Annotated in this window: 31 protein-coding genes and 1 riboswitch; of the genes, 25 read left to right on the top strand and 6 right to left on the bottom strand. The window is 47.4% G+C overall.

The features are described from left to right. The first annotated feature begins 1 nt into the window (after window position 1). The 12 genes from OTK50_RS10965 (at window position 2) to sufB (ending at window position 9,787) form a co-directional block, all read left to right on the top strand. A complete protein-coding gene (locus tag OTK50_RS10965; protein WP_003151847.1) occupies window positions 2–322 on the top strand; it encodes a thioredoxin family protein in 321 nt (106 codons plus the stop codon). A 96-nt stretch (window positions 323–418) separates the two neighbouring features. Continuing rightward, a complete protein-coding gene (locus OTK50_RS10960; protein WP_007410085.1) occupies window positions 419–769 on the top strand; it encodes an SCP2 sterol-binding domain-containing protein in 351 nt (116 codons plus the stop codon). 111 nt (window positions 770–880) lie between these two features. Then, window positions 881–987: riboswitch (SAM riboswitch) on the top strand. Window positions 988–1,092: 105 nt separating this feature from the next. After that, window positions 1,093–2,118 carry a methionine ABC transporter ATP-binding protein MetN gene (metN, locus tag OTK50_RS10955; RefSeq protein WP_003151850.1) on the top strand — a complete coding sequence of 342 codons (1,026 nt, stop codon included), beginning with the start codon at window positions 1,093–1,095 and terminating at the stop codon, window positions 2,116–2,118. Then, window positions 2,111–2,779: a methionine ABC transporter permease gene (locus tag OTK50_RS10950; protein WP_044801784.1), complete on the top strand. Its 669-nt coding sequence runs from the start codon at window positions 2,111–2,113 to the stop codon at window positions 2,777–2,779. Before metN ends, OTK50_RS10950 begins: the two co-directional genes overlap by 8 nt. A 13-nt stretch (window positions 2,780–2,792) precedes the next feature. After that, window positions 2,793–3,608 (top strand): methionine ABC transporter substrate-binding lipoprotein MetQ, encoded by an 816-nt coding sequence (gene metQ / locus OTK50_RS10945; RefSeq protein WP_221664090.1) that lies wholly within the window; start codon window positions 2,793–2,795, stop codon window positions 3,606–3,608. A gap of 93 nt (window positions 3,609–3,701) precedes the next feature. Continuing rightward, window positions 3,702–4,079 (top strand): carboxymuconolactone decarboxylase family protein, encoded by a 378-nt coding sequence (locus tag OTK50_RS10940; protein WP_044801961.1) that lies wholly within the window; start codon window positions 3,702–3,704, stop codon window positions 4,077–4,079. A gap of 192 nt (window positions 4,080–4,271) precedes the next feature. Next, the gene (locus OTK50_RS10935; protein WP_003151857.1) at window positions 4,272–4,424 is read left to right on the top strand and encodes a hypothetical protein; all 153 of its coding nucleotides are present in this window, start codon (window positions 4,272–4,274) and stop codon (window positions 4,422–4,424) included. Between the two features lie 176 nt (window positions 4,425–4,600). Then, window positions 4,601–5,386 carry a Fe-S cluster assembly ATPase SufC gene (gene sufC / locus OTK50_RS10930; RefSeq protein ID WP_003151872.1) on the top strand — a complete coding sequence of 262 codons (786 nt, stop codon included), beginning with the start codon at window positions 4,601–4,603 and terminating at the stop codon, window positions 5,384–5,386. Window positions 5,387–5,403: 17 nt separating this feature from the next. Next, window positions 5,404–6,717 carry a Fe-S cluster assembly protein SufD gene (gene sufD / locus OTK50_RS10925; RefSeq protein ID WP_003151874.1) on the top strand — a complete coding sequence of 438 codons (1,314 nt, stop codon included), beginning with the start codon at window positions 5,404–5,406 and terminating at the stop codon, window positions 6,715–6,717. Beyond that, window positions 6,717–7,937, top strand: coding sequence for a cysteine desulfurase SufS (sufS, locus tag OTK50_RS10920; protein WP_007410089.1), 1,221 nt, complete (start codon window positions 6,717–6,719; stop codon window positions 7,935–7,937). Before sufD ends, sufS begins: the two co-directional genes overlap by 1 nt. After that, the gene (gene sufU, locus OTK50_RS10915; RefSeq protein WP_003151877.1) at window positions 7,927–8,370 is read left to right on the top strand and encodes a Fe-S cluster assembly sulfur transfer protein SufU; all 444 of its coding nucleotides are present in this window, start codon (window positions 7,927–7,929) and stop codon (window positions 8,368–8,370) included. Before sufS ends, sufU begins: the two co-directional genes overlap by 11 nt. 19 nt (window positions 8,371–8,389) lie before the next feature. After that, window positions 8,390–9,787: a Fe-S cluster assembly protein SufB gene (sufB, locus tag OTK50_RS10910; RefSeq protein WP_003151878.1), complete on the top strand. Its 1,398-nt coding sequence runs from the start codon at window positions 8,390–8,392 to the stop codon at window positions 9,785–9,787. A 35-nt stretch (window positions 9,788–9,822) separates the two neighbouring features. On the opposite strand, the gene csn is transcribed toward sufB, so the two are convergent. Beyond that, window positions 9,823–10,659, bottom strand: coding sequence for a chitosanase (csn, locus tag OTK50_RS10905; RefSeq protein WP_058906335.1), 837 nt, complete (start codon window positions 10,657–10,659; stop codon window positions 9,823–9,825). A gap of 135 nt (window positions 10,660–10,794) precedes the next feature. Then, window positions 10,795–11,256: a DUF2691 family protein gene (locus OTK50_RS10900; RefSeq protein WP_058906334.1), complete on the bottom strand. Its 462-nt coding sequence runs from the start codon at window positions 11,254–11,256 to the stop codon at window positions 10,795–10,797. Window positions 11,257–11,333: 77 nt separating this feature from the next. Here OTK50_RS10900 and OTK50_RS10895 point away from each other — a divergent pair, with 77 nt between their 5' ends. The 3 genes from OTK50_RS10895 to OTK50_RS10885 all read left to right on the top strand — a co-directional run bounded on the left by OTK50_RS10895 (window position 11,334) and on the right by OTK50_RS10885 (window position 13,629). After that, window positions 11,334–12,035 carry a class I SAM-dependent methyltransferase gene (locus OTK50_RS10895; RefSeq protein ID WP_094247516.1) on the top strand — a complete coding sequence of 234 codons (702 nt, stop codon included), beginning with the start codon at window positions 11,334–11,336 and terminating at the stop codon, window positions 12,033–12,035. A gap of 37 nt (window positions 12,036–12,072) precedes the next feature. Then, a complete protein-coding gene (locus OTK50_RS10890) occupies window positions 12,073–13,188 on the top strand; it encodes an NAD(P)/FAD-dependent oxidoreductase (protein WP_168237165.1) in 1,116 nt (371 codons plus the stop codon). 66 nt (window positions 13,189–13,254) lie between these two features. Further along, complete coding sequence (locus tag OTK50_RS10885; protein ID WP_007410094.1) at window positions 13,255–13,629, top strand: nucleotide excision repair endonuclease; 375 nt, start codon at window positions 13,255–13,257, stop codon at window positions 13,627–13,629. Window positions 13,630–13,667: 38 nt separating this feature from the next. Here OTK50_RS10885 and OTK50_RS10880 read toward each other — a convergent pair whose 3' ends face one another. Further along, window positions 13,668–13,940, bottom strand: coding sequence for a DUF1648 domain-containing protein (locus OTK50_RS10880; protein WP_007410095.1), 273 nt, complete (start codon window positions 13,938–13,940; stop codon window positions 13,668–13,670). 123 nt (window positions 13,941–14,063) lie between these two features. Between OTK50_RS10880 and OTK50_RS10875 the strand changes: the two genes are divergently transcribed. From OTK50_RS10875 to OTK50_RS10865, 3 genes are read left to right on the top strand one after another with little or no spacing between them, the layout of a single operon-like run. After that, complete coding sequence (locus tag OTK50_RS10875) at window positions 14,064–14,594, top strand: SdpA family antimicrobial peptide system protein (protein ID WP_266121877.1); 531 nt, start codon at window positions 14,064–14,066, stop codon at window positions 14,592–14,594. Then, window positions 14,591–15,535, top strand: coding sequence for a sporulation-delaying protein SdpB family protein (locus tag OTK50_RS10870; RefSeq protein WP_094247518.1), 945 nt, complete (start codon window positions 14,591–14,593; stop codon window positions 15,533–15,535). Before OTK50_RS10875 ends, OTK50_RS10870 begins: the two co-directional genes overlap by 4 nt. Further along, entirely contained in the window at window positions 15,528–16,118 is a 591-nt protein-coding gene (locus tag OTK50_RS10865; RefSeq protein WP_077722795.1) for a sporulation delaying protein family toxin, read from the top strand. The genes OTK50_RS10870 and OTK50_RS10865 overlap by 8 nt, the downstream gene beginning before the upstream one ends. Before the next feature lie 33 nt (window positions 16,119–16,151). On the opposite strand, the gene OTK50_RS10860 is transcribed toward OTK50_RS10865, so the two are convergent. Next, window positions 16,152–17,078, bottom strand: coding sequence for a MerR family transcriptional regulator (locus tag OTK50_RS10860; RefSeq protein WP_239033912.1), 927 nt, complete (start codon window positions 17,076–17,078; stop codon window positions 16,152–16,154). 196 nt (window positions 17,079–17,274) lie between these two features. Between OTK50_RS10860 and OTK50_RS10855 the strand changes: the two genes are divergently transcribed. From OTK50_RS10855 to OTK50_RS10835, 5 genes are all read left to right on the top strand, one after another. After that, a complete protein-coding gene (locus OTK50_RS10855) occupies window positions 17,275–18,261 on the top strand; it encodes an SIS domain-containing protein (RefSeq protein WP_032876677.1) in 987 nt (328 codons plus the stop codon). Between the two features lie 73 nt (window positions 18,262–18,334). Then, window positions 18,335–19,600, top strand: coding sequence for an ABC transporter substrate-binding protein (locus OTK50_RS10850; protein WP_044801959.1), 1,266 nt, complete (start codon window positions 18,335–18,337; stop codon window positions 19,598–19,600). A 24-nt stretch (window positions 19,601–19,624) separates the two neighbouring features. Further along, window positions 19,625–20,515 carry a carbohydrate ABC transporter permease gene (locus OTK50_RS10845; protein WP_373364971.1) on the top strand — a complete coding sequence of 297 codons (891 nt, stop codon included), beginning with the start codon at window positions 19,625–19,627 and terminating at the stop codon, window positions 20,513–20,515. A gap of 3 nt (window positions 20,516–20,518) precedes the next feature. Continuing rightward, window positions 20,519–21,403 (top strand): carbohydrate ABC transporter permease, encoded by an 885-nt coding sequence (locus tag OTK50_RS10840; RefSeq protein WP_003151895.1) that lies wholly within the window; start codon window positions 20,519–20,521, stop codon window positions 21,401–21,403. A gap of 13 nt (window positions 21,404–21,416) precedes the next feature. Beyond that, window positions 21,417–22,271: a PfkB family carbohydrate kinase gene (locus OTK50_RS10835; protein WP_032867112.1), complete on the top strand. Its 855-nt coding sequence runs from the start codon at window positions 21,417–21,419 to the stop codon at window positions 22,269–22,271. A gap of 24 nt (window positions 22,272–22,295) precedes the next feature. Here OTK50_RS10835 and OTK50_RS10830 read toward each other — a convergent pair whose 3' ends face one another. Beyond that, window positions 22,296–23,024: a GntR family transcriptional regulator gene (locus OTK50_RS10830; protein WP_015240525.1), complete on the bottom strand. Its 729-nt coding sequence runs from the start codon at window positions 23,022–23,024 to the stop codon at window positions 22,296–22,298. 155 nt (window positions 23,025–23,179) lie between these two features. Between OTK50_RS10830 and OTK50_RS10825 the strand changes: the two genes are divergently transcribed. Continuing rightward, complete coding sequence (locus OTK50_RS10825; RefSeq protein ID WP_221664092.1) at window positions 23,180–24,286, top strand: ABC transporter ATP-binding protein; 1,107 nt, start codon at window positions 23,180–23,182, stop codon at window positions 24,284–24,286. A gap of 49 nt (window positions 24,287–24,335) precedes the next feature. Here OTK50_RS10825 and OTK50_RS10820 read toward each other — a convergent pair whose 3' ends face one another. Then, entirely contained in the window at window positions 24,336–25,205 is an 870-nt protein-coding gene (locus tag OTK50_RS10820) for an endonuclease I family protein (protein WP_007410107.1), read from the bottom strand. Between the two features lie 199 nt (window positions 25,206–25,404). Between OTK50_RS10820 and allC the strand changes: the two genes are divergently transcribed. Beyond that, complete coding sequence (gene allC / locus OTK50_RS10815) at window positions 25,405–26,646, top strand: allantoate deiminase (RefSeq protein WP_221664104.1); 1,242 nt, start codon at window positions 25,405–25,407, stop codon at window positions 26,644–26,646. The last annotated feature ends 49 nt before the right edge of the window (window positions 26,647–26,695 follow it).

Raw genomic sequence — 26,695 nt, 5'->3', positions numbered from 1 at the left:
CATGAAAGAACTCCAAGAAAATGAACTCGAATCGATTCAGGATGACGTTTATCTCCTGTATTTGTACACCCCGTTTTGCGGCACATGCCAGCTGGCGTCCAAAATGCTTACTGTCGTTGAAGAAATGCTGCCCGGCGCCGCCTTCTATAAAAACAACGTAAATTATTCCCCCGCATTCGCCAAAGCCTATCAGATTGAAAGCGTTCCGTGCTTTTTGCTGTTTAAAGGCGGAGAGCTTGTTGAGAAAGGATACGCCTTCCGCTCCGTTTCTTATTTATATGAGCTGATTAAACAAAAAACATCGCAAACGTTCCCGATGTGACAATATTTACAGGAAAATGTCGTGCGGTTTATAAAGGGTTCTGTCCGTTAAAAAGAGAAAGTGTATGTATGGCCATTAAAACGGGAGGTTATACGAGTGGAGAAAATAGAAGTTTCAGAGAATGACGGACAGCATCTGTTTTTGAAACCGCTATTAAACGCCTCAACGCTGCTGATTACATTCCAAGGAGAAACAGAAGCCTTAACGGTCTCAATTAACGGACAGGGAGAAATGAGAAAAACGTCGGTTTCAAAGGAAAAATCTAATTTGACCTTTTACGGAAACCAGACGGAAATCATCCATCTCCTGCATGGTGATGTCTCTTTGCAAAAGCTTATCCAAAGCGGAAAACTCAAAGTGAAAGGATCATTCAGAGCTCTGCTGAAGCTGGAGGCCATCCTCTGGCTGACAAACGGATTTTTTCAGGCGATCAGTAAACGGCCTTAAACTGCCAATCTACTATGTGACAATAGCTTCCAATATTTATTTTATTGACTTTTTATCATTCACCGTGCTATTCTACAGTAAGAATTTCCGGACGAAAATACGATATGTTTTCTCTTATCAAGAGAGGTGGAGGGAAGTGCCCTATGAAGCCCGGCAACCATCAACAATGTTGAAATGGTGCCAATTCACTCGAAGCGGTCTGCTTTGAAAGATGAGAGAAAGGCCTTTTTCAATAAGCCTTTCTGCTCATTTTTGCAGAAAGGCTTTTCTTTTGCGGAGAAACCCGGAAGATTTCTTAGAATAGTGTAAGGCGGGTGATTGCTTTGATCCATCTTCAAAATGTTTCAAAAATTTACAAAGCGAAGCATGGGGATGTCAATGCTGTCCAAGATGTCACTCTTGATATCAAAAAGGGCGAAATATTTGGAATTATAGGATATAGCGGAGCTGGTAAAAGTTCCTTAATCCGTCTCCTGAACGGCCTTGAAAAGCCGACGTCGGGAACCGTGGAAGTCGCGGGGACGGAATTAAATAAAGTAAGCAGCCGCGGACTGAGAAAAGCGCGCCAGGAAATCAGCATGATCTTCCAGCATTTTAACCTTCTGTGGTCGCGCACCGTCCGGGAGAACATTATGTTCCCGCTGGAAATCGCCGGCGTGAAAAAAAGCGAACGGGTCCGCCGCGCTGATGAATTGATTAAACTGGTCGGATTAGAGGGGAAAGAAAAATCTTATCCGTCGCAGCTGAGCGGCGGTCAAAAGCAGCGTGTCGGCATCGCCCGGGCGCTCGCCAATAATCCGAAAGTCCTTCTGTGCGATGAAGCGACATCAGCGCTTGATCCGCAGACGACCGATTCAATTTTGGATCTTTTATCCGATATAAATGACAGACTCGGTCTGACGATCGTGCTCATTACCCATGAAATGCACGTCATCCGAAAAATCTGCAACAGAGTCGCCGTCATGGAAAACGGGAAAGTCGTTGAAGAAGGCGAAGTACTCCAAGTTTTCAGAAACCCGCGCGAACCGATGACCAAGCGTTTCGTTCAGCAGGTGACAGAACCGGAGGAGACGAAAGAAACCATCCAGCATTTTCTGCAGGAAACAGCGACAGGAAAAACGATTCAGCTTTCATTTGTCGGGCAGGCCGCCGAGCAGCCCCTCATTACGGAAATGATCCGAAACTTTGATGTGGACGTCAATATTCTGCAGGGGAAAATTTCACAGACGAAGGACGGAGCCTACGGTTCTTTATTCATTCATATTGACGGTCAGGAAAAAGAAGTAGAAAACGTGATCCGATTCATCAAAGACAAACAGGTAGAAGCAGAGGTGATCACAAATGTTTGAAAAATGGTTCCCGAACGTTGATATAACCGAGCTGTGGACGGCCACATACGAGACCCTTTATATGACGGTCATCGCATTAGTTTTTTCATTTATCATCGGAGCGATTCTCGGTCTTCTGCTCTTTTTAACGGGCAAGGGAAGCTTATGGGAAAATAAAATCATTAACACCGTGATTGCGGCGGTCGTTAATATTTTCAGGTCTATTCCGTTTCTTATTTTAATTATTCTGCTTCTCGGCTTTACTAAGATTTTGGTCGGATCGATTTTAGGACCGAACGCCGCATTGCCGGCGCTGATTATCGGCTCCGCGCCGTTTTACGCCCGTCTTGCGGAAATTGCGCTCCGGGAAGTCGATAAAGGAGTCATCGAAGCTGCCAGATCAATGGGAGCAAAGACATCGACGATTATCTTCAAAGTGCTGATTCCTGAATCAATGCCTGCGTTAATTTCCGGCATCACCGTTACGGCCATCGCCCTGATCGGATCTACCGCCATTGCCGGCGCCATAGGATCAGGCGGACTCGGAAACCTTGCATACGTAGAAGGCTACCAGTCCAATAATACGGATGTAACATTTATAGCGACAGTATTTATACTCATCATCGTCTTTATCATTCAGATTATCGGTGATGTGATTACAAATATAATAGACAAAAGATAAGGGAGGATTTACATTGAAAAAGATTGTATTAAGTGCGCTGCTGCTTGTGTTCGCGGGAGTTTTGGCCGCCTGCGGATCAAACGGCTCAAATAAAAAGGAAATCGTCGTCGCCGCGACAAAAACACCGCATGCTGAAATCTTAAAAGAAGCGGAACCGCTCTTGAAGGAAAAAGGCTACACATTAAAAGTAAAAGTGCTGAACGATTACAAAATGTACAACAAAGCGTTAGCTGATAATGAAGTGGATGCGAACTACTTCCAGCACGTTCCTTACCTTGAACAGGAAATGAAAGAAAATAAAGATTACAAACTCGTGAATGCCGGAGCCGTTCACCTTGAGCCATTCGGAATTTACACGAAAAAATACAAATCACTGAAAGACCTGCCTAAAGGCGCGACCATCATCATGACTAACAATGTCGCTGAACAAGGCCGTATGCTGGCGATGCTTGAAAAAGCCGGACTGATCACACTTGATCCGAAGGTAAAAACGATTGAAGCCACTACGAAAAACATTACGAAAAACCCGAAAAACCTGACATTCAAAAAAATCGCCCCTGAATTAACGGCGAAAGCATATAATGAAGAAGAAGGCGATGCAGTCTTCATTAACGTCAACTATGCGATTCAAAACAAACTGAATCCGTTAAAAGATGCGATTCAAGTGGAATCAACGAAAAACAACCCGTACGCAAACATCATCGCCGTACGCAAAGGTGACGAAAAATCAGAGAAAATCAAAGCGCTTATGGAAGTGCTTCACTCTAAGAAAATCAAAGACTTTATTGAGAAAAAATACAACGGAGCCGTGCTTCCCGTATCTGAATAAAGCGAAAACCCCGGATGAATCATCCGGGGTTTTTTTTCGGGTATTAATCGGAGAACTGTCCATAATAAAAAGGAAGGTTAACGATTGGAGGGAATGGCAGTGGCTCAATACCAGGAAAACGGAAAAAGCGTGCACGACGCACTGAAACAATATAAAGAAGGTTTAGGTATATTCGAGCAAAAAATGCCGATGATGGGGCGGAAGTTTAATGAATTTACTGAACAGTGTTTCTCAGCGGATTCATTAACTGAAAAAGAGAAACAATTAATCGCTCTGGGCATCAGCATCAGCGCTCAAGATGAATTTTGCATGATTTATCATACGAAGGGCTGCCTTGACCAAGGGGCGACAGAAGAAAACATCCTTGAGGTCATCAGCGTCGCGGCGGCATTCGGGGGCGGCGCGGCTCTCAGTCAGGGAGTGACCCTCGTGCAGCAGTGCATTCAGGAATTCGGACATACGACGCATTAGAAAGAGCAATCGTGTGAATACCGTTTTTCAGATAAAGCGAGCGCCGGATTCCGGCACATTCGAAAGGATTCAGGGGCACACTCCCTTTGGCCGGAGCAGCGGATCATTGTTACAATAGAAACAAATAGATGAAGGGATTGATTCATTATCTGCACCAGCCACGAGAGACTGGACCTTGACTATACGCCTGAAATGGAAAAAGCGATGCAGAAGTCACACGGCATCGGCTACGAGGAATACGGACGGCGTCTTTCAAAAAGGATGGAAGTCGAACGGCAGAGGGAGCTTGAATATCAAAAAAGCAAGTTCCTCGCAGCGCAGCTTAATGAGAAAATCGGTCAGTAAAAAAGGGTGGATTTCCGCCCTTTTTCTGTTTCAAACAGCTTTAATTACGCCTTGATCTTTGATAAACTTTAGGAATGTTCCGGGTAATATAAAAAGTTGTATTTACTTTTCATTTGTTATAAAATTAGAATGAGAATAAATTGAGAATAATGATTATATATTTTGGAGGTATAGATATGGCTGCTTCAACATTAACGATCAAGGATCTTCACGTTGAAATCGAAGGAAAAGAGATCTTAAAAGGTGTAAACCTTGAAATAAAAGGCGGCGAATTCCACGCTGTCATGGGGCCGAACGGTACCGGTAAATCCACGCTCTCAGCAGCGATTATGGGACACCCGAAATACGAAGTTACAAAAGGCAGCATCACGCTTGACGGCAAAGATGTACTGGAAATGGAAGTGGACGAGCGCGCTCAGGCGGGTCTTTTCCTTGCGATGCAGTATCCAAGCGAAATCAGCGGTGTGACAAATGCCGATTTCCTTCGCTCTGCGATTAACGCACGCCGTGAAGAAGGCGATGAAATTTCTCTTATGAAATTCATCCGCAAAATGGACGAAAACATGGAGTTCCTTGAAATGGACCCTGAAATGGCGCAGCGTTACCTGAACGAAGGTTTCTCAGGCGGGGAGAAAAAACGCAACGAAATCCTTCAGCTTATGATGATCGAGCCGAAAATCGCCATTCTTGACGAGATCGATTCAGGTCTTGATATCGATGCGCTTAAAGTCGTTTCTAAAGGAATCAACAAAATGCGCAGTGAAAACTTCGGCTGCTTAATGATCACTCACTATCAGCGCCTTCTGAACTACATCACGCCTGATGTCGTTCACGTTATGATGCAGGGACGCGTAGTGAAATCCGGCGGCGCGGAGCTTGCACAGCGCCTTGAAGCGGAAGGTTATGACTGGATTAAACAAGAACTAGGCATTGAAGACGAAACTGTAGGCCAAGAAGCGTAAGCGTTAGGGGGATAATCATGACATTGGAAACGAAACTATCCGTAGATCAGGAATATGTCAAAGGCTTTTCCGAAAAGCATCAAGAACCTGCCTGGCTGAAAAACCTGCGCTTACAGGCTCTTGAAAAAGCTGAAGATCTGCCGCTGCCTAAGCCTGATAAAACAAAAATCACAAATTGGAACTTTACAAAGTTCAACAAGCATACAGTAGAAAACGCGCCGCTTGCTTCTTTAGAAGATTTAGCTGATGAAGCAAAAGCGCTGATCGATATTGAAAATGAAGACAAAACGTTATATGTGCAGCGTGATCAAACGCCTGCTTTCCTTTCTCTTTCCAAAGAACTGAAAGACAAAGGCGTTATTTTCACGGACATCTTAACGGCTGCCCGTGAGCACAGCGACCTCGTTGAGAAGTATTTCATGAAAGACGGCGTTAAGGTCGACGAACATAAACTGACTGCGCTTCATGCGGCATTAATGAACGGCGGGGCATTCCTTTATGTTCCTAAAAACGTTCAGGTGGAGACGCCTGTTCAGGCCGTTTACGTTCATGAAAGCAATGACACGGCATTGTTCAACCACGTGCTGATCGTCGCTGAAGACCACAGCTCCGTCACTTACGTTGAGAACTACATCAGCACAGTGAATCCGAAAGAAGCGGTATTCAACATTATCAGTGAAGTGGTCACAGGTGATAATGCCAGCGTGACGTACGGCGCCGTTGACAACCTGTCAGCAGGTGTCACAACATACGTCAACCGCCGCGGAGCCGCGCGCGGACGCGACAGCAAAATCGAGTGGGCGCTCGGACTGATGAACGACGGCGACACGATTTCTGAAAATACGACAAACCTCTACGGAGACGGCACATACGGCGATACGAAAACCGTAGTTGTCGGAAGAGGAGAACAGACGGAAAACTTTACGACGCAGATCATCCACTTCGGTAAGGCTTCTGAAGGTTATATCCTGAAGCACGGAGTCATGAAAGATGCCGCATCTTCCATCTTTAACGGAATCGGCAAAATCGAGCACGGCGCGTCTAAAGCAAACGCTGAACAGGAATCCCGCGTCCTGATGCTGAGTGAAAAAGCACGCGGAGATGCAAACCCGATTCTCTTAATTGATGAAGACGATGTAACTGCAGGACATGCGGCATCTGTCGGCCGTGTGGACCCGATCCAGCTTTACTACTTAATGAGCCGCGGAATTCCGAAAGAAGAAGCGGAGCGCTTAGTCATTTACGGATTCCTTGCTCCGGTGGTAAAAGAGCTTCCGATTGAAGGAGTTAAGAAACAGCTCGTCTCCGTCATCGAAAGGAAAGTAAAATAATGAATATCACCGATATTCGTGAACAGTTCCCGATCCTTCATCAGCAAGTGAACGGACATGACCTCGTGTACCTTGACAGCGCGGCGACTTCCCAGAAGCCGCGGGCTGTCATTGAAGCAGTGGATCAGTATTACAGCAAATACAATTCCAATGTCCACAGAGGCGTTCATACTCTTGGCACGAGAGCGACAGACGGCTATGAAGGTGCGCGTGAAAAAGTCCGTAAGTTTATCAATGCGAAGTCAATGGCTGAGGTCATTTTCACAAAAGGCACGACAACTTCACTGAATATGGTGGCGCTGAGCTATGCCCGCGCCAGCTTAAAACCCGGTGATGAGGTGGTCATCACCCAAATGGAGCATCATGCGAATATCATTCCGTGGCAGCAGGCAGTAAAAGCAACCGGCGCGACTTTAAAATATATCCCGATGCAGGAAGACGGCACGCTTTCACTGGACGACGTCCGGCAGACTGTCACAAGCCATACGAAGATCGTGGCAGTCGCTCATGTGTCAAATGTGCTCGGCACGATCAACCCGATTAAAGAGATCGCCAAAATCGCTCATGACAATGGCGCGGTCATCGTGGTGGACGGGGCGCAAAGCACACCGCACATGAAAATCGACGTTCAGGACTTGGATTGCGACTTCTTCGCGCTTTCTTCCCATAAAATGTGCGGCCCGACGGGAATCGGCGTGCTGTACGGCAAGAAAGAACTGCTTGAGAATATGGAGCCGGCCGAATTTGGCGGCGAAATGATCGACTTTGTAGGGCTTTATGAATCAACTTGGAAAGAGCTTCCGTGGAAATTTGAAGCAGGCACGCCGATTATCGCAGGCGCGATCGGATTGGGAGCCGCGATTGATTTTCTTGAAGAGATCGGACTCGACGAGATTTCCCGGCATGAGCATAAGCTTGCAGCCTATGCGCTTGACCGTTTCGAGCAGCTAGACGGCGTGACGGTATACGGTCCGAAAGAGCGGGCGGGACTTGTGACATTTAATCTTGATGAGGTTCACCCTCATGATGTCGCGACTGTCCTCGATGCTGAGGGCATTGCGGTCAGAGCCGGCCATCATTGCGCCCAGCCGCTCATGAAATGGCTGGATGTATCTGCTACTGCGAGAGCAAGTTTTTATCTGTATAATACAGAGGAAGAGATCGATAAGCTCGCGGAAGCCCTCCAAAAGACAAAGGAGTACTTTACAAATGTCTTTTAATGCAAATTTAGATACATTATACAGACAAGTGATCATGGATCATTACAAAAATCCGCGCAACAAAGGGGTTTTGGATGACAGCATCGTCGTCGATATGAACAACCCGACTTGCGGCGACCGGATCAGACTGACAATGAAGCTTGACGGCGATACCGTTCAGGAAGCGAAGTTTGAAGGGGAAGGCTGTTCTATCTCCATGGCTTCAGCTTCCATGATGACGCAGGCCATTAAAGGAAAAGATATTGATACCGCCCTTTCCATGTCTAAGATTTTCTCAGACATGATGCAAGGGAAAGAGTATGACGACTCGATAGATCTCGGGGATATTGAAGCTCTTCAAGGCGTTTCGAAATTCCCGGCCCGGATTAAATGTGCCACCCTTTCATGGAAAGCACTTGAAAAAGGAGTCGCTGGCGAAAAAGGCGGCAATTAAAAGATTGGAGTGAAAATGGATGGCTAAAAAAATGCCTGAAATTGGTGAATACAAGTACGGTTTTCACGATAAGGACGTTTCCATTTTCCGTTCAGAGCGCGGATTGACAAAAGAAATCGTAGAAGAAATTTCACGCATGAAAGAAGAGCCTCAATGGATGCTTGATTTCCGCCTGAAATCTCTTGAGCATTTCTACAACATGCCGATGCCGCAGTGGGGCGGGGATTTAAACTCTTTAAACTTTGACGAAATTACGTACTACGTAAAACCGTCTGAGCGTTCAGAGCGTTCTTGGGATGAAGTGCCTGAGGAAATTAAACAGACATTCGACAAACTCGGTATTCCTGAAGCTGAGCAAAAATACCTTGCCGGTGTTTCTGCACAGTACGAATCTGAGGTTGTGTACCACAACATGAAAGAAGATCTTGAAGCGCAAGGCATTGTCTTCAAAGACACAGACAGCGCGCTGAAAGAAAATGAAGACATTTTCCGCGAGCACTGGGCGAAAGTCATTCCGCCGACTGATAACAAGTTTGCGGCGCTGAACTCAGCTGTTTGGTCCGGCGGATCTTTCATCTATGTGCCTAAGGGCGTGAAGGTTGAAACACCGCTTCAAGCTTACTTCCGCATCAACTCTGAAAACATGGGTCAGTTCGAACGTACGCTGATCATCGTTGACGAAGAAGCAAGCGTTCATTACGTAGAGGGCTGTACGGCTCCTGTGTACACAACAAACTCGCTTCACAGCGCGGTTGTTGAAATCATCGTCAAAAAAGGCGGCTACTGCCGTTATACAACAATTCAAAACTGGGCGAACAACGTTTACAACTTAGTAACGAAACGTACGGTTTGTGAAGAAAACGCGACAATGGAATGGGTTGACGGAAACATCGGTTCTAAATTGACGATGAAATATCCGGCTGTCATTCTGAAAGGTGAAGGCGCGCGCGGCATGACGCTCTCTATCGCTCTTGCGGGCAAAGGACAGCATCAGGACGCAGGTGCGAAAATGATTCACCTTGCACCGAATACGTCATCCACAATCGTATCAAAATCGATTTCGAAACAGGGCGGAAAAGTAACATACCGCGGTATCGTCCACTTCGGACGGAAAGCGGACGGCGCCCGTTCAAACATCGAGTGTGATACGCTCATTATGGATAACAAATCAACTTCTGATACAATCCCTTACAATGAAATTCTGAACGACAACATTTCATTGGAGCACGAAGCGAAAGTATCAAAAGTTTCTGAAGAACAGCTTTTCTACCTGATGAGCCGCGGTATTTCTGAAGAAGAAGCAACAGAAATGATCGTAATGGGCTTCATCGAGCCGTTCACAAAAGAACTTCCGATGGAATACGCAGTTGAAATGAACCGTTTGATTAAGTTCGAAATGGAAGGCTCCATCGGTTAATAGTAAAACCCCGCCATATGGCGGGGTTTTTTTATTTATTGAATAGTGAAATTTCCGTATTCGCTTGACCGGACATGAATCGGCCCGTTTAAATTGTAGTTCTTCTCTTTGACAATATCGCGGAAAACGTCGACTCGGGCAACCGATTCTCTCCATTCATCCTGGGTGTCCTCATCTGACGGATTCATCAGATCGTCATAGCGCACATCCAAGAATTTATTGAGCCATTTCTTCTCGTCCGTTCCGTCTTTCGGTGACCCGCCCATTTTTTTGTTCGTGCGTTTAATCAGGGCATAAAAGGAGTCTGGATCATCGCCGTCACCATGCTGAATCACCGTATCGTACATCACCGCTTTGGCCAAGGCCGTTTTCAGTCCGGCATTTTCTGAACGTTTCATCGCCGGCTGATAATACAAGCTGTCATTTACCTTATCCTGGGCAGCGCGGAAGGCTTTATCATTGCCAAGTGAGCGCCAGGCAGAAGCGAATCCTTTCAGATTGCTGATGTCATCGCTTTCGTCCTTCGCAAGACGGCGCAATTCAGGCAAATACTTTTTCAATTTGTTATTCGGCACCGCTTTCGTGTATACTTCGACTACTTCCAGCGCATCTCCGGTAGCCGTCGTAAAGCCGGCCCGCCCGCAAGTGTAACCTCTTCCGTCATCCAACGCTTCAACATATCCGTATTGGATTTCCGTCTTTCCGTTTTCAAAGATGCTGGTCAGCTGTTCCGCCCGGCGCTTCTGATCCTTATTCAGCCCGGCCGCAAAAACCGTACCGCTCATCATCAGGGTAAAAAACAGGGTGAAAATAAGAGATGAAACCGCCGTCTTCTTCCAAAAACCTGCTTTTTTCTTCAAACTGATTTTCATTGCCATACCCCCTTCATATGTAAGTTACACACTCAGTATACATGAGGGGTTGTTTTTTTGTTGAAAACACATGAATTTGTCAATATTTTGAATCCTAAGCCCTATCAGGCGCTTCATAAAAAGAACGCACCTTCATCAGACAGACAATCCCGTTCTCGCGTCATTCTCATCTGTAACATAGTCAACGCGGTGAAACCCGCATTGTACAGCCTGCTGAAAAAGGGTTTCGAGCATGTCCGGATCTTTGCAATATAACGTTACATACGAGCAATCTGCAATGAGAAGCACAAGTTCACAGGAACTATCCAAATATTCCTCATACGTATTGATTTCCGTTACCATCCTGCTCGGGAAAGCTTTCAATTCAGCAAAAATCATATAATAAGGGTCTCCTTCCAGACGCTGACGGAGTTCTTGGCCCTGAATGATGCGCTGATTTTGCGGAAACAGGTCTGTATCGGTGTCTTCATTGAATTCAGTATACGCCTCTCCATCACCGATAAACCATGTATAGGAAGAGATGGGGAACGGTTGTAATATATCTGCCGCAAACCGTCCGATTTCATTTGGGATGTCAAAAGTAATGCCGCGTTTCATATGGTCGTATCTCCTTTCGGCTTTTGCTAGAATAATATGGTATGCCATTTGGATAAATATTGAAAGGGGTGAGTGTTATGACAACAAGATACGGAATTGATGCGCCTTATGGAGCGTTTGGATTTATCTTTCTTGCGCTCCTTTATGCCGCAGGCACATTATACGGCATGATTCCTCTTTTCTGGGGCTGGCTGACGGGTGCCTTGTTTTTAGTGCTCGGTCTTTGGATGCTCTTGTATTCAACGGCCATTAAACTTTCACACCGCCATCGCATTCTTGCGCTTTCCGGGTTAAAGCCGGACATGAAAGTGCTTGATATTGGGACGGGACGGGGGCTGCTAGCCATCGCCGCGGCTCAAAAAGGCGCTGACGTCTCAGCGATTGACAAATGGTCAAGCTGGGATCTGGGCGGAAACGGAAGAGACGCATTTGAAAAGAACAGACGGGCAGAAGGAGCGCTGGAAATTGATTTGTATGACGGACTCGCGCAAGCCATGCCGTTTCCTGATAAATCGTTTGACCTTGTCATTTCGCATTTTGTCGTACACAACATTTCAGGCAGAAAAGAGAGGGAACGGGCGATCACGGAAATGGTGAGGGTGCTGAAGCCTGGCGGCACATTGGCCGTGTCAGATATAAAAAATACATCACAATACAGAGCAATTCTTGAGGAAAACGGCTTTCACACAAGAACATATTCCTTTTATTATACGTTTCCGTTTTCAAAACTCATTGTCGCCGTCAGGACTCCGGTAGGAACCGGGCGCTCCATTTGTTAAAATAAATAAGACAAAACAGATAGAAAAGGTGTTACACATGAAGTCTTATATAATTATCGGAGCCGGCATTCTCGGTGCGTCCGCGGCTTATCATCTCGCAAAGGCCGGTGCGGATGTAACGGTCTTTGACAGGAAACACCCGGGGCAGGCGACTGACGCCGCGGCAGGGATCGTCTGCCCGTGGCTGTCGCAGCGCCGCAATCAGGCATGGTATGCGATCGCAAAAGGCGGAGCCCGCTATTATAACCAATTGATACAGCAGCTTGAAGCTGACGGAGAAACGGACACCGGTTATCAAAAGGTCGGTGCCGTCAGCCTCCATACGGATGAAAAAAAGCTCAGCCAAATGGAGGAAAGGGCTTATAAAAGAAGAGAGGACGCCCCTGAAATCGGTGACATTACAAGACTGACACCGGCAGAAACGAAGGCATTGTTTCCCGCGCTGTCGGAGGAATACGGTGCGGTTCATGTCAGCGGCGCGGCCCGGGTGAACGGGAGGGCGCTTCGTAAGGCGCTGTTAAACGCGGCCGTTAAGCACGGAGCTGCTGTTTACAATGAAGAAACGTCAATATTGACAGAGGACGGTGCCGTCATCGGTGTGAAAACCGCAGAACGCACGCTTACTGCCGACCAGGTTCTCGTAACGGCCGGCGCTTGGGCGAGAGAGCTGCTTGAACCGCTCGGCATCCGTTTTTCAGTATCATACCAAAAGGCACAGATCGTTCATTTAGAGCTTCAGGGAGAGGATACGGGCGGCTGGCCCGTCGTCATGCCCCCAAACGATCAATACATTCTCGCCTTTGACAGCGGCAGAATCATAGCGGGCGCGACTCATGAAAACGATACCGGCATGGATTTGCGGGTGACGGCCGGCGGCCTCCGCGAGATTTTTGACAAAGCATTAACTGTGGCGCCGGGGCTTTCAGACAGTACTGTGATAGAGACAAGAGTCGGTTTCAGGCCGTTTACTCCCGGTTTTCTTCCCGTCATCGGCAAAGTGCCGAATATCAGCGGACTCCTCGTTGCCAACGGGCTGGGCGCCTCAGGGCTGACGAGCGGGCCGTATCTGGGGGCTGAACTGGCGAAACTCGCACTCGGCCAGCAGACGGAAATTGATTTGAGCCTTTATGATCCGGCCGGGGCGCTTGAATAAAAAATAGCTTTTGGCGCATTCTTATGATAGGATGGAGCTTTAATGAATAAGAGGACGTGACCCATTTTGATAAAAATAAACCTTCCTGCTCCTGATGTAACCATTACGGAACGGCAGCAGTCACCGTCGGAAAATGAACCGGCGATTAAAGCGATTTACGGTTTCATTGATTTTCACCAAATTCCGAGAGACAAAGGCGGCATCTTTATGTTTTATAACATTCATGATGAGCTGCTGTTTGTCGGGAAAGCCCGTAAATTAAGACAAAGAATCAAAAAGCATTTTGAAGACAATGTGTCGCCTGTTAAACATCACAGGGACGAAGTGTATAAAATTGAAGTATGTGTCGTCAATGATCCGATGGAAAGGGAGATTTACGAAACGTACGCGATCAATACCCTTCAGTCGAAATACAACATTGAGAAAGTATTTTATAAATAAGGAAAACCGGAGCTTAAGGGCTCCGGTTTTCTTTATGTTTACAGTGCCAGCCACATCACTGCAATATGCACGATCAGCAGACAGTAAACGACGAGGAACAGCTGGACGACCTTTTTTCTGAATAACATGCAGATCATCATGAGCACAGGAAAAATCAGGACGCCGGCCGTTTTATTGATTGATGTATTCGGACGGTTCGACACGTCATAGTGAATGGCCATATCAGCAGGAAGAAACGGATAAAACACAATCGACAGAATAAAGGCGAGAACCACAGCTCCCCACAGCACCTTATCATTCATCAAAAACATATGAACACTCCCTTTTTACATATAATAGTATATTAGTCCGAAAAATCTAATTTATCAATATTTTACCTGTTGAATGGTGTATAATCATGTCAATGAAATTTCCATACGCTAGGAGGGTTTCAATTGACTGACAAGAAGCAAACCAGCATGTTTTCATTCTTTCTTTTTATCATGGCCGCCTGGATCATCGTTTTGTTTTTTACCATCATCGCGGCACTGCCAAGCTCCGCCATCCAATTAACCAAGCACCAATCCAAAACCGTTTCCATGATTTATCCGCAAAGCTGGGGATTTTTCAGTAAAGATCCGAGAGAAGACAGCTTGAACATCTATCTTCTTGATGCCGATGAGGAGCTCAGATGGCCGAATAATTCTCTGAAAAATGTGATCGGGTTAAACCGTTACGGCCGGACGCAAGGGATAGAGCTCGGCCTTATGCTGGAAAATCTGCCTTCCAAAGAGAAGTGGGAAGACTTCACGACTGGCCAAGACATTAAGGATACCACATTTTTGAAAATGAAAAATGAGTCTCCCTCCCCAAGGCTGAAAGGGAAAATGATCATTACATATGAACGCATTACCCCATGGGCATGGAGCCAGCATACCGAAACGAAAAGAACCATCAAAAAATACATCGGAGTGGATGTCAATTGATTCAGGATGCAAAAAAGCAGCTCACCTTATGGATGATGAAGAATCCGCCTTGGACAAATGTGTACGGGCTTGCCAGAAGCTTAATCGCGCTCGGCACGCTGCTGACATTGCTGTTCAATCCGGCGTCTGTCTTCTTCAAAACGCAAAATCAAATGCTCAGCTTTTCCGACACGTTCAGCCTGTTTCTGCTGTTTCCCGATTTCCGTTACATTGAGATCGTCAAAGCCGTCTGTATCTGTATGTTAATCCTTGTCGTCATTGGCTGGCGGCCCCGCCTCACCGGTTTTTTTCACTGGTGGATTTCGTACAGCTTTCAAAACTCCGCCGTTACCCTTGACGGGGGAGATCAAGTGGCTGCCGTTTTTACGCTGCTGCTGCTCCCGCTGACATTAACCGATCCGCGGAAATGGCACTGGTCTCCGTACGAGGCGTCTTTTGAGAAAAGGCCGCTTGAGCCTTATTACCGCTCCTTATGCTGGGCGACACTGACAATCATCAGAATACAGGTCGCGATGCTATACTTTAACTCTGTCATTGCCAAACTGATGGAAGAAGAGTGGCAGAACGGGACCGCCGTTTATTACTATTTGAATGATCCGATGCTGGGTCTGCCGGATGCGCTTCACAGTCTGTTTGACTTTATCCTGCAGTCCAAGCTTGTCATCATCCCGACTTGGGGCACGCTCATTGTGCAAACCATTATGTTCTGCGCTTTGTTCGCTCCGAAAACATATTGGCGTCCGATATTGTTTATATCCATTTTTATGCACGAAATCTTTGCCGTTATGCTGGGGCTGACCTCGTTTTCCATTACGGTGGCTGGTATTTTGGTCCTGTTTTTGGTGCCGGCAGAGAAAACAGTAGCTTTGAACCATTACAATCCCCTTTTTATCAGATACAATTTTTTCAATAAAAGGAAAAGGAGGAAATTATATGGTTAAAAGCAAGAAGTCCGCAGCTGCCATGATGCTGGTGTTTGTTTTAATGGTCGCATTAGCCGGCCCGCATGCCGCGGCAAAAACTGAGCCGTCCGTCTCTTATTCGGGTGAAGACATTTTTTCCGGCATCTTTTTCGGACAAGGTGAGGTCGCAAAGCTCCTTCCTGAAGTATGGGATACCAAGGCTGTTAAAAAGATTGATCAGGATGAATTAAAGCAAGTTTCCGATCAGGTGATTGCTGATATTAAAAAGTCATCGCCGGATTATTTTAAAGAGTTGAAAGCGGCGGTCTACAGCGGCGATTATGAAAAAGTGAACAGCGTCATTGATCAAGGTTCGCAGATTATGGCGAAAGTGCTGAAAGAAGAGTTTGACAAAAAGAGCATGGACAAAGGAAAATCAACGGCCATCGGCCAATGCGCAACGGCTGTATGGGTATTTTTAAACGCGGCGGCCGCCATTGAGACGATCGCTCTTGCGGTAGCGGCCATCATTTTGACAGTAGCAAGCGTTGACGAAGATTCCGACTTAGGAAAAGAGCAGCTCATCGCTAATGTCGTTGACCGCATTAACGCGCAGCACTGAGGCTGAAGAAAGAAAACGCTAAGGAGACGAACCTTAGCGTTTTTTTGATTGAAGCATCTGTTTTAAATATGCTTCTGAATCAAAGCCGAGTTCCTTGTCGGCTTCTTTTTTCAGTTCAAGCTGAAGTCGCACGTACGTGTCATATTTCGGGCTGAGCTTTTGAAGAAGATTGCTGAAAGGCGATCCCGCCTTCAGCGCGGGCAGATCAGAAGCTGATTCTCCGACCTTGATCAGGCTTTCTCGGTATTCTTCATCTGTCTGCACTCTTTTCACAAGCTGAATGATGATGTTTTTATGAGTGTCCCAAGTGGCGGGGTCTCTCTCCAAAATCCGCTCGATAAATTGATCATGCTGGACTTTGTGCTGCTGGAGCTGAGCCGGAGCTTCCTTGCCGACCAGCTGCATCATCGGGTGTGCAGCCGGAACTTCTTCCATATCATCCAATACATTGATAAGCTCCGCCCATATCGTTTTTTTCTCATCTGTATCAATAGAAAAGTCGAGGAACGGTTCAAACAGCGAGGCGATAAATTCTCCGAAATCTCCCGGGAACAGTTTTTTCAGCTGAAGTCCCATATATTTCGGTTCATCTATTTTGACCTCGCCGATATCATGCAGAATTGAATCGACATTTTCCGCATCTTCCACGCGCTTGATCAGCATTTCAGTCAGTTTCCGTTCCTGCTCAAGCTCTTCAATCTGCCGGCTGAGCTTTTGATGCTGCTGGCGCAGTATATCATGCAGACTGCTGCCCTCTAAGAGGAACGCTTTAATATCGCTTACAGACAGTGCCAGCATTCGGAGGGCGGCAATCATTTTCAGCGTATTCACGTTCTGAGCGGAATACTCACGGTATCCGTTATCAGGGTTTTTGCTGACGGTGATTAAACCTTCCTGCTCATAATATTTGATGGCTTTTTTCGTGAGACCCGTCTGCCTGGCGGCTTCTTTTATATTCATTCTGAATCACTCCCTGCTTTTCATTCTAAACGTGTCTCTAAGGGTCAGGTCAAGAGAGGGCGGGAAATAAGACGGGTTTGTTTTATATTTTAGAAATTTCAGAAAATATGATTGACAACGCACCTTTGTTGCGATTAATATAACGTTATATAATGTTATATAACATTATATAATAAAATACTGAGGAGTGAAGGATTTGAGTCAAACTGCCGCACAAGTGAATCACAAGGTTCAGGCTTTCTTGGATGATCTGAAAGGAAAAACGATTGATCACGTCTTTTTCGTCGCTTGCGGGGGTTCTTCAGCCATTATGTATCCGAGCAAGTACGTGTTTGACAGAGAGGCGAAAGCCATCAGCTCTGATCTCTACAGTTCAAATGAATTTATTCAGCGCAATCCGGTTCAGCTCGGAGAGAACTCTCTCGTGATTTTATGTTCTCAGTCAGGCAATACGCCGGAAACGGTGAAAGCCGCCGGTTTCGCCAGAAAAAAAGGCGCGCTTACGATTGCGATGACCTTTGAGCCTGATTCGCCGTTAGCGAAAGAAGCCGAATATGTCGCGGTGTATGACTGGGGTGAGAACGCACAGGCGATAAATACGAATTACGGAGTTCTGTATCAAATCGTGTTCGGCGCTTTACACGTGCTGGAAAACCATCCCGCGTTTGAGCAGGCCATCGACGGACTCAATAAGCTCCAGACCGTATATGACAAAGCGCTTAAACAAGAAGCGGATCACGCAAAGGCATTCGCGAAAACCCACGAAAAAGAAGATATCATTTACACGATGGCAAGCGGTGCGAACTACGGCGTCGCTTACTCCTACAGCATCTGCATTCTCATGGAAATGCAATGGATTCATTCCCACGCCATTCATGCCGGAGAATATTTTCACGGACCGTTCGAAATCATTGATGAATCCGTTCCATTTATTATCCTGCTCGGCTTAGACGAAACAAGACCCCTTGAAGAGCGGGCGCTTTCCTTCTCAAAAAGATACGGCAAAAAACTGACTGTGCTTGATGCGGCAGCATATGATTTTTCCGGAATTGACGATTCTGTAAAAGGCTACCTGGCTCCTCTTGTATTAAACCGGGTGCTCAGAAGCTATGCGGATGCGCTGGCGGAAGCAAGGAACCATCCGTTAAGCAAGCGGCGTTACATGTGGAAAGTCGAATATTAAGAACGCGCATTATATTTCACCGGACTATAATGATATATAACGTTATAGTCCGGTGACAAAGGAGGAAAAGCATCTGAAAAAGCTCATCTGCCTGTTCGTTCTGTTAGCTGTATGTCTGTCAGCCGCCGCCTGTTCAAGCCAAAGCAGTTCCTCTGACGGAAAAGTGACCCTGAAGTTTTTTCACAGGTGGCCGAAGGAGCCGGAAAAAAGCTATTTTGAAGAAGCGGTCAAAGAATTTGAAGCCGCTCATCCGGATATTCATATCCAAACGGAAGCGGTCTTAAACGATTCTTATAAAGACAAGGTGAAAGTCATGCTCGGAACAACGAGCCCCCCTGATATTTTCTTTTCATGGAGCGACCGGTTTGCTTATAAATTCATCAAAGGAAATAAAGCCCTCGATCTGTCGTCTTACTATCAGCAGGATAAAGATTGGTCCTCACAGCTTGTGCAGTCACAAATCAAACCCTTTACGCATGACGGAAAACAGTACGGTGTTCCGTGGCAAATGGACGCTAAATCATTCTTTTATAATAAGGACATTTTTAATGCATTACATTTGAAGCCCCCGGCGACATGGGATGAACTGATCACAGTCTCTGAGAAATTGAAAGAGAACGGATATATTCCGATCAGTTTCGGCACAAAAGCGCCTTGGACCATTTCTCATTATATCGGGACGCTGAACCAGCGTATGGTGGATGAAAAAACGCGGGCGAAGGATTACAGCCCGGAAACCGGGGAGTTTACAGACGAAGGCTATGTCAAAGCGCTTGAAAAGCTTCAGGAACTTCTGCCGTACTTTACAAAGCACGTGAACTCCGTCGATCACGAATACGTGCGCCAGCAGTTTACGAGCGGCAAAGCGGCGATGATTTATGCGGAAACGGCAGAAATTAAGCTCGTCGAACCGGTCAATCTGGGCTTGTTTCCTTTCCCGAAAATCAGCGGCGAAAAGGGATCTCCCCGTGCACTGACCGGATCTCCGGAAGGATTTATGATTTCCTCAAAAACGAAGCACCCGAAAGAAGCCATGGAATTTCTTCAGTTTTTAACCTCGAAAAAAATGGGAGAGAAGCTGATAAAAGACGTCGGTAAATACAGCGCGGTTCAAGGAACGGCGACAGAAAACAATTCCGCCCCGATCCAGCGCGAAGCCGTGCAGGATATCGTTCGCGCAGAAACAATGGTGCCGTGGTTTGATATGGATGTTGACGTTGAAATCGCCGATGTGTATGCGGCAGGCGTTCAGCAGATGCTCGGCGGCACAATGACACCGCGCGAGGTGATGAATTCCGTGCAGAAAGCGGCGCGTCAGGTCAAAGCGTCATCTGAATAGAACAGATTTCTTTGGAGAAAGGAGATGAGGATTTCCTTGGTCAGCCGAAAACGTTTCATTCCGTATCTGTTTCTCGCGCCCGCGCTGATTTTTCTGCTGTTCGTTTACATTCCGATTATTGAGAATGTGTTTTTCAGTCTGTTTGAATGGAGCTCATTTCAACCCGAAAAGACGTTTATCGGTCTGAAAAATTATATTGACCTGTTTCACGATCCCGTGTTTTTTACAGCACTCCGCAACAATGTGCTGTATGCCGTCATATCGCTGATTTTCCAGGTTGGCGGCGGCTTAATTCTGGCGGCTGTGCTGGAAGACAGACTGGTAAGAAAATGGTCGCCTTTTTTCCGCACGGTCTTTTTTCTTCCGGTCGTCATTTCCATGACCGTCATTGCGCTGTTGTTTGATTTTATTTATAACCCGGAAATCGGGCTTTTGAATCAGCTGCTGGAAGCCGTCGGACTTGATGAACTGACCCGCGCATGGCTGGGCGATGAAAACACCGCTATGCTTTCTGTCATTTTTGTGTCTCAATGGCAGTCTGTCGGTTACATCGCCATGCTGTACATTGTCTCGATTCAGAGCATTCCCGCTGAATTATATGAATCGGCGCAGCTGGACGGAGCCGGAAAAATCCAGCAGTTTTTTCACATTACGGTGCCGCAGACGAAAGAAATGTCGTTTGTTGCCGTGGTGATGACGCTGACCGGCGCATTTACCGTATTTAATGAACCGTATATTCTGACCGGCGGAGGGCCGGGCAATGCTTCAGAAGTGCTGAGCACATTTTTGTATAAGAGCGCTTTTACAAAGGATATGATGGGCTACGCTTCTGCGATCGCGACGGTGGTGCTTTTGCTGACGCTTGCTCTGTCGCTTATTCAGATGAAATTCTTTAAGACCGGAAAGGAGGAGTAGCCGATGCTTCCTGAAAAGACGGACTTGCGCCATGCCCGTCAGGCCGTCAGAACAGGCGGAAAACCGAGAAAATGGTATGTCGGGGAAACGTCTGTGTGGCTGTTTCTCTTTATCTACCTCATTGCCGTTGCTTATCCGCTGTTATGGATGGCGGTCAGCGCCTTTAAAAGCTCGGATGAGATTTTTGAGCACAGCTGGTCGCTGCCCTCTGTCTGGCATCCCGAAAACTTCGTATCCGCATGGAACCAAGGGATTTCCGCTTATTTTATGAACAGCGTCATTGTGACCGTGCTGACTTGTCTCATCACCGTATTTGTGAGCGCCTGGGCGGCATACGGGCTGGCCCGTTTTCAATTTAAAGGAAAAGGGTTTGTGCTGATCATTTGTCTTGGCGGCTTGATGCTGACGCCGCAGGTCAGTCTTGTGCCGCTGTACTCCATTATCCAGTCATTGGGACTGTACAATACGTATTGGGCATTGATTCTTCCGTACGCCGCCTACCGTATTCCGTTTACCGTGATTCTGATCCGTTCCTATTTTTTGTCGATTTCCAAAGAGCTTGAGGAAGCTGCCTATCTGGATGGATGTACAAGTTTCGGAATATTTTTCAGAATATTCTTACCTATGAGCGTGCCGATTCTGGTGACATCAGGCATTTTGACGGCTTACCATACATGGAATGAGTTTATGTTTGCGATTATTTTTATCGATGATGAAAATTTACGGACGATTCCGGCCGGGCTGATGCAGTTCAGAGATGCGCTGCAGACGGATTGGGGCGTGCTGCTGGCCGGGCTGACGATTTCTGCTGCTCCGATCATAGCGCTGTTTCTATTGATGCAGAGATATTTTATCCGCGGCATTGCAGCGGGAAGCGTGAAAGGATAAGGAGGATGAAAAGATGAAACTGATAGCGGCCGGAGATAATGTAGTAGATTATTATCAGGATCAGGAAACGTTTTACCCGGGCGGAAATGCGTTAAACGTAGCCGTGCTTGCCCGGCGCTTAGGCCACGAAACTTCTTATATCGGGATTCTCGGCAGTGATGAAGCGGCGGATCACGTATTGAATGTGCTGAAACTGGAAAAGGTGAATGCCGATCTGATCCGCCGGGCATACGGAGAAAACGGGATGGCGGTCGTCACGCTTGATGAAAGAGGGGACAGGATATTTGCCGGATCAAATAAAGGCGGCGTGCAATCGCGTCTGACGCTCGCTTTTCAGGAGAATGACATCTCATTTATCGCCGGGCATGATCTGCTGCATACGAGCGTATACAGCAGGATAGAACGTGACCTCCCGATGCTGAGCGGCCATGTGCCGATTTCCTTTGACTTCTCTGTAAAACGTGACGAAGCCTATTTAGAAGCGGTCTGTCCGTACGTGACGTATGCGTTTTTTTCCGGGAGTGATTTGAGTGAAAGTGAATGTATGCGGCTTGCCGAAAAAGCCCGCGGTTTCGGAGCGAAAATCGTCTGTCTGACAAGGGGAGAATATGGCGCGGTGTTATCGGATGGGGAACGCGTCTATCATCAGCCGGTGGTAAGAGCTGATATAATAGATACATTGGGCGCGGGTGATTCTTTTATCGCCGGGTTTCTTACCGATTTCTTCGAGCATCAGGATATTCGGCGAGCGCTTACTGCGGCCGCCGGGACGGCTGCCAAAACATGCGGAGGATTCGGAGCGTTCGGTTACGGGCATCCCTACAGGCCGGGCGGCGGGAAAAGCAGTGAAAAAACGAGAATACGATAAGCATTGTCTCGTTTTTTATACTTGTTACACATAGGGACTGTTAATGGTAAACGTGACGCGGTCTGTATGCATTACAAACAGCGAGCTGTATATCGGCTGGTCTTTTGACATAAAAGCGGTTTTGTCAATTTCAAAAAGCGCATCCCCGATATCACAAGCCAGATAGCGGCTTTCTTCCTGCTTGGCGTATACGACATTTAACAGCTTCGTATTATGGGTGGGCACCACCTGATAGTGCTGTTTCAAAATGTCATGCATCGACACGCCGCCTTTAATATGCTTGCCGATGTCGGGAAATAAACTAAGCGGATAGTGGGCGATTTCGAATGAGAGCGGCTGGTCGTCGTGAAATAAAATGCGTTTTAATTCAAGAACGGGACTTTCGGAAGCGACGCGAAGTTTTTGGGCGATGGATTTAGGCGCTTCAATGATTTCATGGGAAAGGATCTGGTGTTTCGGTTTTTTCCCCGTTGATTCCATAAATTCAGAGTAGCCGTTGACCGCGATGAGCTCCCGCTTCAGTTTAGGGCTTTTAACGAACGTTCCCTTTCCCTGCTGCCGGACGAGCCAGCCTTCTTCCACAAGATCAAGGATGGCCTTCCTGACCGTTATGCGGCTGACGTTGTACGTTTCGCACAGCTCATTTTCGGTCGGCAGTTTTACGGACGGCGAATAAACGCCCTTCTTGATATCGTCCGCGATAATTTGTTTCAGCTGAATATATAAAGGTTTCGAGCTCCCGTTATTTAACAATGGGACGGACCTCCTTTGTCAAGTAGTAGTACTATTATATGTATTATGACGTTATAATACAAATTTGCTTTTTATTTATGAATCTGTCAGAAACCCCGAACATTTTTAACATAACAGAAAGATGTGGCGGTTTCCAGTATTGGAGGAGGTTTCGAATGGCATCATTAACATTTGACCATATCAAAAAAACATACGGCGCCCAATCGGCGGCAGTGAAGGATTTTCACTTAGATGTAAAAGATGAGGAGCTGCTGGTGCTTGTCGGTCCCTCCGGCTGCGGCAAATCTACGACACTCAGAATGATTGCCGGACTGGAGAGCATTTCTGAGGGGAAGCTTTATATCGATGGAGACGCGGTAAACGATCTGCCCCCGAAGGATCGTGATATCGCGATGGTTTTTCAGAATTACGCGCTGTATCCCCACATGACGGTGTTTGACAATATGGCGTTCGGTTTGAAGCTCAAAAAGCTGCCGAAAAAAGAAATTGCAGAGCGAGTCCGGACGGCCGCTGATATTTTGGAAATCGGGCATCTGCTCAAGCGGAAACCGAAGGCTCTTTCAGGCGGACAGCGGCAGCGGGTTGCGCTCGGCCGGTCGATCGTGCGGGAGCCGAAAGTGTTTCTGATGGACGAGCCGCTTTCCAACTTAGATGCGAAATTGCGAGTGATGATGCGCGCGGAAATCAGCAAGCTCCATCAGCGTTTGAAAGCGACCATCGTTTATGTGACGCATGATCAGACGGAAGCGATGACAATGGGCGACCGGATTGTCGTGATGAATGAAGGAGATATTCAGCAGGCCGCAAGCCCCCATGAGATTTATCATTATCCGGCGAATATGTTTGTGGCGGGTTTTATCGGTTCTCCGAGTATGAATTTTATAAAAGGCGTTATTGAAGAAAGTCACGGGCAATGGTATTTTGCCGGTTCGTCCGTTCGTCTGCCCATTCCGAAAGAAAAAGCGGCCGTTCTTGTGCAGAAAGGATACAGCGGTAAGGAGATGATTGCGGGGCTGCGTCCGGAGCATTTGACGCTTGCCGGACAATCAGAGCACCCGCCTGAAGCGGCGTGCCGCGCTGTGGCGGAAGTATGTGAGAACTTAGGCGTGGAGATGTACGTTCATGCGGTGAGCGGAGATGACCGCATGACGATCCGTCTTGACGGCGCTTCACAGGTGAAACCCGGCGATGCCATTCTGCTTGCGGTCAATATGAACCGGGCCGTCTTTTTTGATGCCGACACTGAAAACGCCGTATATTGAAAAAGGGAGCCTGATGATCAGGGCTCCCTTATCACTTCTTATGATACGATTACCAGATTTCGTCCGCCCATTCCGGATGGTCGATAAACGGATTGCGGTTATGCTGATAGTCTTCGTAAATGATTTCGTTCCGCCGTTTTTCCTTACTGTCGACGGGGTCTTGTTGATTCCATTTGAGCAAAACGGACAGTTTTCCCATGTAAGGAGCTGAGCCGTTTCCGGTTTTATCATTCAGCTCAAGGTCGGGATACCCGTCGTCTCCTTCATAACGCACCGCCATGTAAAACAACATGCGGGCGACATCTCCTTTAACCTCATCGCGCGGCTCCCAGGAATCACCGTCGTAATAATTGCCCGGCGCTTTCGGGTATTCTGAGCCGCCGTTATCAAAATCCATATTTCCTCTGGCACTGTTCACCTGGACGTCTGCAGGGCGCAGATGATGAATGTCCGTCCCGGGGCCGGCAGCTGTTCCGAAGTTTCCGTGTGACTTTGCCCACACGTGTTCGCGGTTCCAGTCCCCGACGCTGCCTCCGTTTTTACTTTTGGCCCGTGATTCCTGGGTGTAGAGCAAGATGACATTGTTCGGATTTGCCGGATCTTCGTCAGTTTCCTTCAATGCATTCCATACTTGACTGTAAGACAGCTTTGTATGTCCGCTGATGATGCGGTGCAGGGCGCTCTTTAAGGCTGTTCCGCTTTTCCCGGAAGCTTCTTTGTAATATGTGTCCGTATCCGCAGACGGAGTGATGACAGCTGAGGCAGTTTGCGGAAAAAGAGTTGTGCCGCCGGCAGTTGAAACCGCCATCCGGCTGTACAGATTCGTGTCAGCTGGCGCGCCCGCAGAGGCTGACGGCGCGGCCCATCCAAAAATGAAAAACAGGCAGACAATCGGCAGAAACCAAAGTTTTTTTGTCATGACTTGCCCTCCTTTACCTCTATTATCCAAAAAATAAATCTAATATTCTATCTTTTTTGAAAAATGGTTCCTTCGGCTTATTGGTCAAAGTATCCGGAAAATCATTGATTTTTTGGAAGATATGATAATGAACTCGTTATGCGCTCCTTCTATAATGAAGATCATCTTGTCAGTTTTTCAGTTTAAAAGGAGGGCGTGTATGGAACATCAGCAGCTTTCGGCGGCGAATATCGGGATTTCCGATGACATACAATGGCTGTCTCAATTCGGCGCTTCCGCTTCCGGCGGAGTGACGAGGCTTTTATATACGAAAGAATGGATGGACGCCCAGCTTGCCGTCAAAAAGAAAATGGAGGCGTTCGGGCTGGAAACGGCATTTGACGATGTCGGTAACGTATTCGGCCGGCTGAACGGCACAGAATCGCCTGATGAGGTGATTCTGACCGGGTCGCATATTGACACCGTTATTGACGGCGGCAAATATGACGGTGCGTTCGGCGTGCTGGCGGGCATACTGGCGATCCGGCATTTACATGAGACGTGCGGGCGTCCGAAAAAAACGCTGGAGGCTGTGTCGCTCTGTGAAGAGGAAGGGAGCCGTTTTCCCATCACTTATTGGGGCTCAGGCAATATCACCGGTGCTTTCTCGCTTTCAGATGCGGAAACGCCGAAAGACGCGTCCGGCATTTCTCTGAGAGAAGCCATGCGGCAGAACGGCTTCGGTGCAGGTCGTTATCCAGCGCCGCTGCGCACTGATATTAGTGCCTTTCTGGAAATTCATATTGAACAGGGGCAATCGCTTGAACGATCAGGAAAGGATATCGGGATTGTCACCGAGATTGCCGGACAGAGACGCTATACCGTTACGCTTGACGGTGAATGCAACCATGCCGGCACCACTTCAATGAAATGGCGGAAAGACCCGCTCGCGGCGGGAAGCAGCATCATCCACGAACTGATGCTTTCAGCGGAAAGACAGCCGGAAGAGCTCCGTCTGACGTGCGGGAAAATGACGGTTGAACCGAATATGGCGAATGTCATTCCGGGCCGTATCCAGTTTTCCGTTGATATTCGCCACCGGCAGGAGGACGTGCTGGCAGCCTTCCATCAGAAACTGGTGTCGATTATTGAAAACATCAGCCGCAGCAAAGGAGTCAGACCCGTTATTGATGAATATATGAGGATAGAGCCGGTTCAAATGGATCAGACACTGACACGAACCGCAGCAGAGGCTGCAAAAGAGCAGGGGGCGGACCCGGAGAAGATCGTAAGCGGAGCGGGACATGACGCCCAGATGCTCGGCAGAACCTTTCCGGCCTGCATGCTGTTTGTACCGAGCCGTGGCGGGATCAGCCACTCGCCGCTTGAATTCACACCCGTACATCAGCTTGAAACCGGCGTCCTTACGCTGGCGAATGTATTACATAAACTTGCCTATTAACGTAAAGGGGGAATCGGCGTGCCGACCAGAAAAGAATTGTGCATTCCGC

Source organism: Bacillus sp. NEAU-CP5 (genome assembly GCF_026420705.1).
Classification (GTDB): Bacteria; Bacillota; Bacilli; order Bacillales; family Bacillaceae; genus Bacillus; species Bacillus velezensis.
The sequence above is the reverse complement of the archived record's forward strand: the minus strand, read 5'-3'. Positions and strand labels throughout refer to the sequence as shown.